This window comes from Tissierella simiarum, assembly GCF_018917865.1.
In the GTDB taxonomy this organism is placed as follows: Bacteria; Bacillota; Clostridia; order Tissierellales; family Tissierellaceae; genus Tissierella_C; species Tissierella_C simiarum.
On sequence record NZ_JAHLPM010000002.1, the window covers coordinates 134,501 to 149,945 of the forward strand.

Below are 15,445 nucleotides of genomic sequence, written 5' to 3' on the forward strand. Positions count from 1 at the left end.
CTACATTCTCCTTTCACAAATTTTAATCCCTTAATCCTCTTGGTGTCATCTTTTTCTCAAGAAACTTTAATAAAAAATCGAAAAAGATGGCTAAAACTGCTGCTGGTACAGCACCAGATAGAATTAAGCCAGGATTTACTGAAGAAATTCCCCTAAATATTAAATCTCCTAATCCACCTGCTCCAACTAAAGACGCTAAAGTGGTAACCCCTATTATCAGGACTGTAGCAGTTCTAATACCTGCCATAATAACTGAAATAGAAAGAGGAATTTCTACCATAAACAGTATTTGTGTAGATGTCATTCCCATTCCCTTTCCCGCTTCTTTTGCCCCTTGGTCAATTCCAATTATTCCTGTATAGGTATTTTGAAGTATTGGAAGTAACCCATAAATCGTAAGTGCTATTACAGCAGGCTTAGGTCCTATACCAAATAATGGTATCATAAAACCTAATAAAGCAAGGCTAGGAATAGTTTGAAATACGGAAACTACCCCTATAACAAAATCAGCTATTTTTCTGCGTCTTGTAAGAAAGATTCCCAAAGGAACTCCTATTAACACAGCTATTAATAAAGCTATTAAAGTCAACCATATGTGACTTATTAAGCTATCTAAAACCATAGACCAACGTTCATTCATCGTATTTATAAAAGATAAAAATATATTTTCGGTACCCATATATAACTCCTTCCTAACTCTTCATTAATTAGTAAACTCATCTACAAACAATCTTACTAGACTACCATTGGTAATGACTCCTTTAACTCTGTGTTTTTCATCTAAAACTAGGACATATCCTTTTTTAGATTCCTTTATTAAAGTTAATGCTTTTTCAAGAGACTCATAAATTGTTATATAAGCATAGTCATTTTTCATCACATCTTTAACTACCATATCTTCATTCTCAAAATTTCTATAAATATCCCAAGCACTAGCGACACCAAGGAATACGTCATTATTATCAACTACTATCAAACTATCTACTTTGTTCTTATTGAGTACTTTATTAGATTCTGCTAATCCTCGCATAGGTTTAATAGTAATTGCTTTAGTCATAACTTCTTCTATAGGTGGAAAGTTGTTTTCATTAAGTTCATTTAGCCTATTTTCTCCAATAAAATCTCTTACAAAATCATTAGCAGGATGTCTCAATATTCTTTCTGGTGTATCCAATTGGACTATTTGCCCATTCTTCATTATGCATACTCTGTCTGCAATTTTCAAAGCTTCATCCATGTCATGGGTAACAAAAACTATGGTTTTATTTATTTCTTCCTGTAATTTCACAAGTTCATCTTGCAGCTGTTCTCTACTTATAGGATCTAAGGCACTAAAAGGCTCGTCCATAAGTATTATTGAAGGATCTGCAGCAAGGGCCCTAACAACACCTACTCTTTGCTGTTGACCTCCAGAAAGCTCTTTCGGATATCTTTTTTTATAAACTTTTGCATTTAATCCAACCATATTTAGTAACTCATCAACTTTTTTCATATATTCTTCAGGGTCTTGTTTTTTAAGCTTTGGTATTAAACTTACATTTTCCCCAATAGTCATATGAGGAAAAAGTCCTATTTGCTGGATGACATATCCTATATCTCTTCTAAGGTCGACGGGATTCTGACTTTTAATTGGTTTTCCTTTTATATATACTGTTCCACTAGTAGGCTCGATAAGTCTATTAATCATCTTCATCGTTGTAGTCTTTCCGCATCCAGATGGTCCAATTAGCACTAAAAGCTCCCCTTCTTCTACTTTGAAGTTTATATCTTTTAATGCTTCAAAACCATCCTCATATACTTTTGAAACATTTTCAAACTGAATCATTAAGTCTTATCTCCTTCCTATTTCCATTAATACTATTCATAAGTTTCAAAACTACCAACTTATATTTTTTATAAAGTTGTTACAATAAAAAGTAACGTTTAATAGTATAACATATATTGGCTTCAATGTAAAATTGAATAAAAAAATTAAAACCGTTGTTTTTCATAACGGTTTTAATTAGGAGTTTACATATTGTTTTACCTTACTAATATTCTCTTCACTTGAAACAAAACATATTATATCCTCTTCTTTAAATTGAAAATAGGGTCCTGGAGATAAAAAAGTATCATTATCTCTTTTAATAGCTATAATAGTGGCATTGGTATTTTGCCAAAATTGAGCTTCAATTATAGTTTTTTCTACTAAATGACTCTGTGAAGAGATTGAAACTTCATAATGAGATGTAGTATCAATATTTTTAAAATGAATAGAGTGTTCAATAAGCAATTCTATATTTTCATCTATTTTCTTTTCTATCTCCATCTTTTCCATTCTAAGCTTTCTGATATTAGTCATTAGATTGTTTATACTATTTGTTGTAGTAAACTTGTCTATAAACTCTTTTGCATTTTCTTTAGATTCTACATAAGTACCACTTTTTTCACGGATTTCTACAACATTCATATTTTGAAGCAGAATAACGGCTCTCCTTATAGTTTCTGGAGATACATTATATTCTCCTGCAAGAGCAGAACTACCTCTTAACTTATGTCCTTCTTTAAGTTCTTCTTTATATATTTTATAAGCAATATCAACAGCAATTTTAACGTATCTAGGACTATCATTTATAGGTAATGTTGACAATAAATTTTACCTCCTTTAAAGATCTATATTAATAAAAATTAAAATTTAGCAATCTGACACTATTATATCAGAGAATTAGATAAGTTAATATATAAGCTTTAAACTAAATAGAAAAGGAGCTATCTTAAAAATATTATGAGATAACTCCTTTAATTCTATAATACTATTCTTCTATTTTTAATACCGTTAAATAATATAATGTTTCAAATGCCTCTTCATCAATTACTACTGAAGCTTCTAAAGTCACTTCTACATCTTCTTCATGTCTTATAATAATACCTTTGTAACTCACTATATTTCCTTCCTCATCTCTTATCTCTTCTATAACTAAAGCTGAATTGTCAGATCTCCAAACTATTTTATTTCCATTGTCATCAACGGCTGGAAGTATTAAGTCTTCAGAAACAAATTCTTCGATTGTGAAATCTAATAAACTTTCCTCTTCAATAGGAATATTCTCAACATCTTCTATAGTTTCTTCTTTATCCATTTTTCTTTCTATAGTAATAACCTTTTCAACAACATTTCCTCCTGCATCTATTACCTTTATAGGTATATCATTAATTCCCTCTTCTAAATCAACCTCAACATTTTTTGTTAGCTCAATATTCTTCATTTCATCAAGTTCTTCATTTACGATTTCACTGTCATTAACATATAGTAAGATCATAGGGAAATTATCCCTTACTGTTATTTCTAAATTTGCCTTATCTGAATCTTGTTCTCTATCTAAAACATTTACTTCTATTTCTGGTGGAGTAGAATCTATATAAAATCTTCTAATAAGATCGCTTTGTGATCCTGTGTTAGTTATGGCTTCTACTTTTATTTCATGATATCCATCTCCTAATGTTAGAACTTTACTAAACTCATAAGCGTCTCCGGCTCTTATTGGATCTTTTGGATTCCCTATTACTACATTCTTTGAGAACCATACTTCTGCTTCTTTTCCATCTACTTTAACTGTAGGAGTTAGTTTTGTATCAAATATAGCTCCTTTAAATAAAACTTTCTTGTTATTTAAAAACGTTAATAAATCTGGCTTTTCTAAATAAATATTTGGTCTATTATTATCTTCACCTTTATGAACCAATTTAGTTCCAATATTGTTAGCTCCATCTAAGGCTGCTACTTGTATTTCGAACATATCTAAATTACCGATTTTATCAGATAAGTCGATCTCAAATTGTTTTTTATCTTTTACCAATTCTTCATGTATAATTTCATTATTTAAGAAGACTAAAACAGCACTTACTTCTGTTAAATTATCTGATACACTCCATGATAGCTTATTAGTTTCATCATCTAGTACTAAATCATTTATTTCAGGTGGAGTAGTATCAACATATATTGGTATATTTTTTTCCTGCCATCTTGCATCTTTATAATGAATCTTAGATTGAACTTGATAATAATATAGTCCATCTTCTACTACTTTACCTTTAGCCGTTCCATCCCATCCCCTATTTGGGATATAAGAATATGGAAGCCGATTTCCACCATCTATATACGTCTTTTTTACAAACTTCTCTGTTCTTAAATTCCTTATTAATTTCTTGTCTTTATCTAAAATATTATATTTAACTTCTTCCGCATTTCTCATAAAAGATAAGATTGGAGTAACTGTGTCATTACCAAACATTTTTCCACTATTAGTTCCTGGACTAATATAGATTTTTTCTGGATTCATAAATTCCGTCTTTGTATTTATCATGCCTGCATATCCATAGTAAGAGATTTCATCAATTCCTTCAAATCCATCTAGAATTTCTGGTTCATCCCATTTACCATAGAATCCAACAAAAGGAACGCTTAAATTAGAATAAGTCTGTGTAGTTTCTTCAAGTCTTACAAATCCTTCAACAAACATATTTCTATATTTTTCATTATCTGCTGAAAAGTCTACTTTAACAGTAAAGTCTTTAACTCCTTTAGCTGGTATAGTAATAGTATCGACAACATCTATGTTTCCATCCATCCTTCTAGCAGTAAGTAAATTTAAACTTGACGTCCCTTGTGAATGTATATAGTCTGCTAGTAAATCTACTTCTATATTATAAGTTAGTTCTTTATCAAAAGTATTTACTACTCTAAGATCGAAAGTAAAGTGAGTATTTTCAAAATCTTTAAGTTCTACTTTTGCTTCATTGTTAGCTTTATTTACTACGATAACTGGTGTATTTAAAGCATCGTTTAATTTCATCAATCCAGAACCCTGTCTTCTTGGAGAAATAGGAATACCATATTCATCTAAAACTATTTCTGAAGTATTCATAAGTATTATTTTAGTAAGTTTAGTCTGCTCTGCTATGGCGTTTTCAGTAACTAAAGTAGAGCATAGAGTCTCATTTCCTTCAATATCCATATAAGTAACAAGACTTGGTATCTTAGATAAATCTACTAAAACTTCTCCATCTAAGTCTACAATTTTCGATGTACTTAATCTTACATATATATCAATATTGTTTTTTCTACTGTTTACGATTTCTTTCTCTATCTTTACACTATTCTCTTTTTCTAATAATCCTATAGCAAAAGCCTTATTCTTTATTATTATAGTACTACCTGGTAAAGATAAAAGAGTTCCATCCATATTATCGTAGTTTAATAGATCATTTAAAGGTATTTCTTTTAAATCCTTGTTCTGCTTTATATATTGGGTAACCAATGCTGCACCGCCAGATACATGAGGTGCTGCCATACTTGTTCCGCTCATAGTTCCATATTTATTGTCCTGTAGTGTTGAATATATCTTAGCTCCTGGAGCTGTAATCTCCGGTTTTAATTCTAAACTAGGGGAAGTTCCCCAAGATGATGATTCTGCCATTTTTCCACTACTTGGATTGGGAACCGCCATTAGATCTTTAGGAAAACATACTTCTTTATTTTCTAATTCTAGTAAAGCCTTTCCTCCCTGATTTCCAATAAATACGGCAGGAATATTTCCATCTTCAGGATATGCCATATTTACTAGCTCTTCTCCTCCTTCAACATGATTATATACAATAACCCCTGTAGCTCCAGCTTCCTGAGCATTCTGTATTTTATCTGTAAAACCAATTTCTCCACGAATGATTAAGGCTATTTTACCTTCTAAATCTAAGCTAGTAAAATCTTCAATTCTTCCAAAATTACAATTTACATATTCTACTTTATCAGAAAAGTAATTGGAAGGAATAATGGTACCTGTAATAGCTATACGAATTCCCTTTTTTTCTCCCTCTAACTCATAGGCTAAATATGGTGATTGTATATGAGTATTCTCTATAGAAGCTACTTGAATTGAATCATAAGACAATCCTGGGCTACCAGCTACTCCAATATCAGGATTTTCCTTTAGAGGATATCCATAATGAGTGTTTTTCCATCCATAAGTAATTTGTCCTGCGTTTCCTGATGAAATAGAACATACTATTCCATTTTCAACTGCATTGGTTATAGCAATATTTATTGGACTATTTTCAACATAAAAGGAAGCAGAAGAGCCCAAACTCATATTTAAAACGTTAGCCCCTAATTTAATAGCCTCTTCTATAGCTTCCAAATATACATCATCAAAAGTAGTAGCATAGATAGGATCATTACTAAACACTTTCATAGCTAATATTTGAGCCTCTGGAGCAACTCCTTTTATGCCACCTTCGCTAACTTCTCCGTTGGCTCCCACTGTACCAGCTACATGCATACCATGTTCTGATGCTTCGGGACCTAAATCTTTTATTTCATAGTTTTTATCATAAAAATTGTATCCATAAGGAACTTTGTCTGTAAAATATTTTCCTTTTAGGTCTAATTGATTTTTCAATAAGTTAACCTTGCTCTCATCTAGTGATACTTTTGTATCACTACTAAGTATCATGTCTTTATGTGCAGGATCCATGCCCGAATCTATTACTGCAACAACCATACCTTCACCTTTATATCCTATATCCCAAGCACTGTAGGATCTAACAATATCATTACTACTATTCATATCAGGCATTATTTTAGGTCTTTCATACTCTTCAGATATATATACTTTTTTTACTTCTGGTATTTCTTCTATTCTTTCTATATCCGTTAAATTAACTTCACCACTAAATCCATTAAATGTAGTAGTAAATCTTTTATCAATTTCAAAGTCTATTCCTTTATCCTTTATTTCTTCTTCTACTATATTCTGACTATATAATAGTGAATTTTCTAAGCTAAGAACTTCTTCTTCAGATAATGAAGAATACTCTATTCCTCTTTCAGTAGCATAAAATATAGTAGGGCTTTCCTCTAGTTCTATGATAACTCGCACCTCTGCATCCTCTAGATCTGTCATTTCTAATTTCAAGTCTTCATTGTCCTTACCCAGAATTCTGTTTATAGCAGATTTTACTTTATTTAGTTCAATAGTTTCCTCTATGGTAAGTTCTTCTATATTTTCATTATTCATGTTGGATTCTACTACATTTTCATCTATATTCTCTTGACCAAATACTAAAGTTGGCATTAAAAGTACGAATATTAAGATAATTGATGTTATTTTTTTAATATTTTTCAAAAAATCATCCCCCTTCTTTTTAAAATTATCTTTCCAACTCAATATTATTAAAGGTGTAAACTAATACTCCATTGTTATCATAAATATTAATTGTTACAGGAAAACTTCCATTATAGAAAATTTCAGATGTTTTATCATCTATATTTACAGGTCCTACTACATCTTCATCTACTCCATTAGAATATTTGAATTTTACTTCATATTTATAAGCATTTGATACTTCTTCTAAAGTCTTAATAGATACTCTTCCAAAATTATTTAAAATAGGTGATGGGTAAAATACTGCTTCTATAGAAGGTTTCTTATTAGGTCCTTCAGGATTCTTTGGACCTTCTGGCTCTTTTGAACCTCCGCCACCTCCACTGCTGCTGGTACCACTACTACCACCACTTGAGGTACTAGGTGTTGTTATAGTATTTTCTTTGCCTTTAGCTGTTTCCACAACTTCTTTCCCATTAATTATTAGCTTTTCTACCTTTGAATCCTTACCTACTATTGCATCAGCATTATTAGCTATGATTCTATTAACCTTTGATTTGGATAAAGTTATTTTATTTTTACCTGTTCCTTCAATATAGATAGTTCCTTTTACATTTACTCCTTCTAATAAAATATCTCCTGTTCCTATTCCCTCTGTTAAATATAGATTTCCCTCTATGGTTGTCCCATTTAAAGTCACATTAGATTTATTGATTATGACATTCCCTTTTACTTCTCCTAAACTATATTCTTTAGACTCATTTAATATTTCACCACTGGCATTTCTTATAATATGAGCAACTTCTGCTCTAGTAATATTTTTCTTTGGTCCAAAAGTATTATCACTATATCCTTTTATGTAACCTTTATCTAACATTAAACTTACATATGCCCTAGCCCAAGAAGATATTTGATTGCTATCTTTAAATTTTTTATAAGAATCTTCATTACTATTCTCTAGCTTAAATACGGTGGCTATAATCTTACTTGCTTCTTCTCTATTGATTTTATTATTTGGTCTAATAGTTCCATCTTCATAGCCTTCAATATATCCTGCTGCTACTCCTTTTTTTATTTCTTTGTAAAACCAATCTGTTTCTTTTACATCTGTAAAGGATAGATTAACAGTCTTAGTAAACCCAAAAACATTGTTAATCATTTTTATAAACTCAGCCCTACTAACTTCTTTATCGGGTTTAAAACTGTCATCACTATATCCTGATATAATGTCTTTTTTAAGTAAATATTCAATGTCTTCCTTCGCCCAGTGATTTCCTATATCACTTGAAGCAAAAGAGATGGTTGTACTACTAAATAATACTAGTAGTAATACCATAGTAATTACTCGTATCCTTTTAGCTTTTCTCATATTCATCCTCCTTTTTTTATCCTTATAGAAATATATACTCTTTGTCCCAAAAATATTACTGGTTTAAATAAATAAAGTAAAAACTATAAGATTATAAAACCTTATAGTTTTTACTCGTGAATCCTATTTATTTAAAACATTAAATAGTCTATATAAAACTGCAGCTGTTTCAGCTCTTGTGGCAGTAGCTTTTGGTGAAAACTTAGAATCTGCTCTTCCTTTCATTATTTCATATTGAGCTACTATAGCTACTCCTTCCCTAGCCCCTTCTCTTATTTCATAATAATCACCAACTGTAATTTCTTTAATATCTAAATCTAACTTATCTTTATACTTAATTGCCTTTCCAATTATTTCTGCCATATCTTCTCTTGTTATTGCCTCATTATAGTCGAATCCTTCTTTTAACTCTATTAGATTTTCTTTTATAGCTATTGTTACATATGGAATATACCATTCACCTTCTGATTCCATTGATTCTGAGTCTAAATCCAGCATACATACTATAGTCTTAATAAACTCTGCCCATGTCATCTTTCCTTCTGGATTATATACTCCATTCTCTCCATTTACTATTCCCTTAGCTGCCATTACCCTTATTTCTTTTTCTGCCCAATGTCCTAGTATATCTTCAAAGGCTCCTATGAATTCCATTACTGCATATTTTCCATCTTTCTCTACTTCTGTTGAAATTATATTGTTTTCTGTATCTATTTTTCCTCCTACATAGTCCCAAGTCTTTGTATCTTCATTAAATCTATAGATTCCTAAATATTCATCTGGTAGATTTAATTTTTCTTTATCATATTTTATTCTAAGATTAACTGGCTTCTTCATTTCTGATACACTAGAAACTATATCATAAGCTTCTGATATTCTATTTAGTTTACCTTTTTCTTCCACTATTTTATCTTTTTCTAATACATTTACTTTTATATTTGATGTTTTATTAAATGTACCTTCAGCAAATATTAATTCTATATTGCCTGACTTATCCTTTAAAGTATTTGCCAAAGTTGATACTTGCCCGCTAATTGTGGAAGTTGTAGTCTGCTGAACTTTAGGAGTATCTTTTACAGTTACTGATGAATAGTAGCTTCTACCTCCTCCACTACTTCCTCCACTACTGCTTGGAGTTTCTGGCTTTGGCTTTGGTTCTGGTTTAGGTTCTGGTTTAGGATCTACCGGATCTACTGGGTCTACTGGGTCTACTGGATCTACCGGATCTACTGGATCTACTGGATCTACTGGATCTACTGGGTCTACCGGGTCTACTGGGTCTACCGGGTCTACTGGGTCTACCGGATCTACTGGATCTACCGGATCTACTGGGTCTACTGGATCTACTGGGTCTACTGGGTCTACCGGGTCTACTGGATCTACTGGATCTACCGGATCTACTGGATCTACTGGGTCTACTGGATCTACTGGATCTACTGGGTCTACTGGATCTACCGGATCTACTGGATCTACTGGGTCTACTGGGTTTTCATAAATTACTGTAAGTTTTCCGTCTGCTACTGCTGTTACTCTATTTCCTGCTTCATCTGTAAATTCAGCTTCTATAACTGCATCTTTAACAGCAAATCCTTGTGGTGCTTTCCATGTACCTACATAATATCCTGCTTCTACTTCTTCCATTTCTATTCCTGCATGGTTTGAATCTATATTGTTTGAAAGAATAATTCTAAAGTAAGCTTTTCCAGCTGATTCACTTCTAAAACTTACTTGTAATTCTTCTCCTGATTTTAATGTAACATCTTCACTTGGCTCTAAATCTGTTATAACTGGTCCATCTAATTTTACAATAACTTTTCTTTCAACTTCTTGGATATTTCCTGCTAAGTCATAAGCCGCTATCTTAAATAAATTTTCACCTTGATTTACTATTTTTCTTTCATCAAAACTTCCGTCTTCCTCAACTTTTACTGGATCTCCATTTATCTCTACTTTTTCTAAATGTTCATCAATTACTGTTCCAGTAATATGAACTACTTCTTGATTTATTACCATTCCCTCTGTTGGAGATATAATATTTAATTCTGGTGCTATCTTATCTTTTATTACTTTCTTCTCTTGTGACGGTTCTGTTTCTCTTCCTTCCATTTCTGATGTAACTGTTATTATACTTTCATCTTCTACTAGTTCTATTTCTTTTTTAAATAATTTATTTTCTGTAGTTACTTCATCCACCTTTGTTCCATTTACATATATATTTACTTTACCATCTGCAGTAACTTTTCCTTCTATTGATATCTTATCTTGGTTTGTATAAGTAATGTCTTCTAAATTAGTTATTTGTGGTGTATCAATAGAGTATTCCATTACCGCTCTCATCATTAATCCACCTTTTACATCTTCATCTGCTATACGTTTAAACTGATCTCCTGCATATAGATAAGATCTATCACCATGTGGACTAGATTCATCTATACCTACTCCTGGAGATGAAGTTCCTGCTTTTGTCTGTGATGTTGCTATAAAGAAATCTCTATCGGTTATAAAACCAAATTCTGATAAGTCTATATAGTTCCACTTACCTCTTTCTATATCTATCATTTTAGGTTCCACATCCAACTTAACTGGATTACCATTTTCATCAGTATCAAATATAGTAATACCTATTTCGGTTCCTCCTGGTGTTGGCCATGAATTATCCCAGAAATAGATGTTGGCTCCTTTTACTTTTCCATATTCAGATGGAGTTACTCTTATTGCCAAACCACTACCTGCTGTATTTAGCACTAATGCATTTTCTCCAGTTCCATCATCATAAACTATTTCTTCTTCATATCCAATAAATCTCTTTAGAGGTACTTCTATTTCGTTAGTTTGGTTTCCTACAATTACTACTTTTACTTCACCTGCTTCAAATCCATCAGCCGTTACTTTTAATGTATATTCTCCTTCAAGAATATCTTCTATTGTGAAGTTACCTTCTTCATCTGCTACTACAGGAGCTATCTTTGGATCTTCTTTTACACGAATTACAGCATTAGCAGCAGGATCTTTTGAATATCTATCTACTACTTTTCCTACTAAAATACCCTTTGGCATCTCTTCTAATATTATATTCTTCCTTACAGCTTCTCCTTCTCCTAAATGAACTTTAACTTCCTTTGGATAATAACCATAGGATTCTGCTCTTAATGTCCATTGTTCCCCTTCCTCATTTGCTGCATGTTTAAGTTTAAATCTTCCATCGGCTGGATTTGTTCTTACACTTCTTCCTGTTTCAACAACAGTGATTACAGCATCTATAGGAATTCCTGTCGTTACTTGTGATAAGAAGTCTACATTATTTTCTATTTTTTCATACTTTGTATTACCTAGATTATAAGACTTAATATCCAGAACTATAGGTTTTTCTTCCATTTCTTTTTTAGGCATAGCTGATTCATGAGATATCTTTTTATTATCATGTATAGCTATAGAACTTTCGCCTATTTCTTTATTAATTATTACATAATCTATATACCATCCTAATTTATTTACAGAGCTGTCTGACATAAGCATAAATCTAATTTTTATAGTTTCTCCTTTATACTGACTTAAAGGTACACTTAAATTAGCCCATTGTCTTTCTTCTCCTGTTATATTCTCTCCTGGAGTGATATTTACCCAACTAGACCAGTCGTCTCCTACTTTCTTAGCTATTTGAATTTGACCCTTATCATATCTGTTTTCGATTTCATACCAATGTCCAATGGATAATACTGAGTTTACATCATTTGGCAACCGGATTTCAGGTGACTCTATGAAACATTCACTATTACTGCTATATTGACCAGAAAGGTTGGTTGCCCATACTTTACTTCCTATAAATCCTGAACTTGGTCCTGCTGTAGGTACACCCCAATCCCAAGTGTTATTTCTACCTCCAACTACGAATCCTCCATTATCTGCTTCAAAATCTGCTGCAAATATAAAATCTTCTAAACTTCCTACTTCTACTTTTAACGGTGAAGATAATTCACTTTCATTTCCTGCTAAATCATAAGATGAAACTTTATAATAATAAGTATTACCTGGTTCAATGTTTCTATCTCCAAAAGATGGACTTGTAACTTCACCTAATAATGTAAATTCTTCTTCCAAACTGTTTGAACGATATACCTTATATCCTGCTAAATCTCCATCTATTGACTCATCCCATTTAATTAGTACTGTATTGAAACTAACATTTGCTTTTAGATTAGTTGGTACACTTGGAGGTTCGTTATCTGTTGCAATAACTTTCATATCATTAATATACCAGCCATCATAGTTTCCAGAACTATCACTAGTCATCCTAAATGCCACAAATATAGGAGTTGGTGATCCTATATACTCAGATAAATCAACCATTATCTCTTTCCAACTTGGATTGTCCACACCAGTATATACTGGTCCTACAGGTGTCCAACTTGCTCCAAAGTCATTAGTTATATATATCTGTCCTTTGTCATAATTCCTTTCCAGCTGATACCAATGGTGAACTTTTAGTTGAGCAAAAGGTAAATTAGTATCTCTTAAATCTATAGGTGGAGTAACAAGAATACTGTTTGAATTATTTGAATATTTACCTTGAAGATTGGTTCCAATAAGTTTTGTTCCACTATATGGTCTTGGACCAACACCTTCTGCTGGTTCTCCCCATTGCCAGTCTTCATCTAGTATCCAGCCTACAGGATAAGTTTCAAAGTCTGTTTCATATTCATCTGGAATAACACCAAATTTTACTTCTACTTTATATTCTTCAGTAGTAACTATATTACCGTCATAATCTCTTGCTTTTATCTTATATACAAATCCTGGTTCTTCCACAACGTCGTAACCAATAGCTGCCTTATAAGTACCATTCTTATGGTCACCAGAAGTTCTTTCCATAGGTATTGATATCCAATAAGATTTTCCTAATACTTTTACTAATAATTCTGCTTCTAATATAGAAACATCATCAGAAATATCAGCTTCTATCTCTAAGTCTGATCCTAAATATGTTTCATGTATTTGTTGTTCATGTTCTATTATAGGATCTTCTATGTCTTCTCCACTTACTAAAACTTTACCTGAAATAGTACCTGTTCCTTGCGCCACAGAGGTAACAGCCTCAAAAGCATTTACTAGACCATGACCGTATCCATTGTTTGGAAAACCTGGATCATCCTTATCATCTAAAGGTATTGCTGTATCAATCATTATTTGTTCTAACTCATCTATCGTTAAAGAATTGTTGGCAGATAAAATAAGGGCTGCTACTCCTGACACGGCAGGGGATGCCATACTAGTTCCATTCCATCCTCCTTCATATCCTCCAGGAACTGATGAACGAATATTTACTCCTGGAGCTGCTATATCTGGCTTAATTTGATCGTAAGGACTTGGTCCTCTTCTAGAAAAATCAGGTCTTTGATTATTTATATCTACTGCTCCTACAGCAAAACTTTCAGGATAATTTGACGGTGGACTTATTGACCTTGGTGGTGCTGGCGGTTCTCCAAATCTTTGATTTCCAGCTGAGAATACTGGTAATATACCGGCAGCTCTCCAAGCTTTTACCATATCTCTAAACCATTCGTCCTTTCCTGGCTGTCCTCCCCAAGAATTATTCACTATGTCTGGTGCTAAAGAAGGATCTCCATTAGGTGCAAGCATCCATTGAGCTGCAGCTAATATATGATTATCTCTACCTCCGCTTGCATCAAAGGCCTTAGCAGCTATCCATTTTGCCCCAGGTGCTGCTCCTATTTTATTCTTTCCATCTGGCTCTTGACCAAGTATAGTCCCTAGAACATGGCTACCATGTGGTACACTTGATTCATCATAAGGCATAGTCTTACTATTCATAGGGTCAAACCAGTTTCCTGATGAATTTGGACTATTTGGATTGTTTGGGTCATATCCTCTCCATTTTTCTTTTAAAGCTGGATGATTCCAAGTAGCTCCTGTATCGATTAAACCTACAACGACTCCTGTCCCATCTATGCCTAGATCCCAAACAGCATCTGCTTGAATTTTTTCTATGTTCCATTCTACTCCGTTAGCATTAGCTTGTGTACTATTCTTTGTAATTTCAGGTTTATCTATTTCTGTGAATTTATTTAAAAATACTTTATCTACTTCACTCATATAAGAAATATTTTCTATTACATCCTTTTTAGCTTTTACATATACAGCATTTACAATGTGAAAAGATTCATATTCTACTACTTTACCATTTTCTTTTTCTTGATCTAAATATTTCAGCAAACCTTCTTGAGTCTCCTCTGCCTTGTCCATCAAAGAATTTAGGACTACTTTTCTTACTTCAACTTTTTCTTTGTATGGAGTTAGACTAGAAGATAATCTATTTTTTGCAGTTTGTGCTATATTTGTACTATCTACTTGATCTTTCATGTAGACTATAACTTCTACATAGTCGTTCTCTGAGAGAATAGACATTACTTCAGGTTCTATCTTATTCATTGCCTCACTAAGCATTTCCTCTTTTACAGAAGAGGTAGCACCTTTTAACAGGTTATCTGTTTCTGCAAAAACTGAAAGTGAGTTCAAAATTAAAAGGAAGAACACTAAAAAGGCTATTCCTTTCCTCGTTTTTCTTTTCATGAAGGTCATTTATTTCTTCACTCCTTAGTCATTTATATTTTAAAAGGTATTTTGCCTTATAAAATGTTTATAACCTCCTTTTCATATACTTGGCATAACACCTTTTAATACATGTTGAAGTATAATTTGTTAATATATATGACGGTGATGAAGAAAGTATCCATAGAAAAAGCAAAATATTACCTAAAAAGTAGCAATTTTGAGAAAATACTAACTATACAAAATTTTAATCTATAATTCATCAAAGATTGATATAAATATATATTTTTTATTTAATAACTTCCTATTTTAGGTGACAGATGTTCTAAAAAAATAGGGCAAATATAAAAAAAGGTACAATTGGTTTTCA

At 32.2% G+C, this 15,445-nt stretch carries 6 protein-coding genes; all 6 read right to left on the minus strand.

Annotation, left to right across the window (positions count from 1 at the left end; genetic code table 11):
* Window positions 1-22 precede the first annotated feature (22 nt).
* The gene (locus KQI42_RS03040) at window positions 23-679 is read right to left on the minus strand and encodes an ABC transporter permease (protein ID WP_246566025.1); all 657 of its coding nucleotides are present in this window, start codon (window positions 677-679) and stop codon (window positions 23-25) included.
* Window positions 680-703: 24 nt separating this feature from the next.
* On the minus strand, window positions 704-1,825 hold the full coding sequence (locus tag KQI42_RS03045; RefSeq protein ID WP_216516622.1) for an ABC transporter ATP-binding protein: 1,122 nt from the start codon (window positions 1,823-1,825) through the stop codon (window positions 704-706).
* Window positions 1,826-2,002: 177 nt separating this feature from the next.
* A complete protein-coding gene (locus KQI42_RS03050; RefSeq protein ID WP_216516625.1) occupies window positions 2,003-2,629 on the minus strand; it encodes a GntR family transcriptional regulator in 627 nt (208 codons plus the stop codon).
* A 163-nt stretch (window positions 2,630-2,792) separates the two neighbouring features.
* The gene (locus KQI42_RS03055; protein ID WP_216516626.1) at window positions 2,793-7,160 is read right to left on the minus strand and encodes a S8 family serine peptidase; all 4,368 of its coding nucleotides are present in this window, start codon (window positions 7,158-7,160) and stop codon (window positions 2,793-2,795) included.
* A gap of 25 nt (window positions 7,161-7,185) precedes the next feature.
* On the minus strand, window positions 7,186-8,508 hold the full coding sequence (locus KQI42_RS03060; RefSeq protein ID WP_216516629.1) for an S-layer homology domain-containing protein: 1,323 nt from the start codon (window positions 8,506-8,508) through the stop codon (window positions 7,186-7,188).
* Window positions 8,509-8,631: 123 nt separating this feature from the next.
* Window positions 8,632-15,105, minus strand: coding sequence for a S8 family serine peptidase (locus KQI42_RS03065; RefSeq protein WP_216516630.1), 6,474 nt, complete (start codon window positions 15,103-15,105; stop codon window positions 8,632-8,634).
* Between the last annotated feature and the right edge of the window lie 340 nt (window positions 15,106-15,445).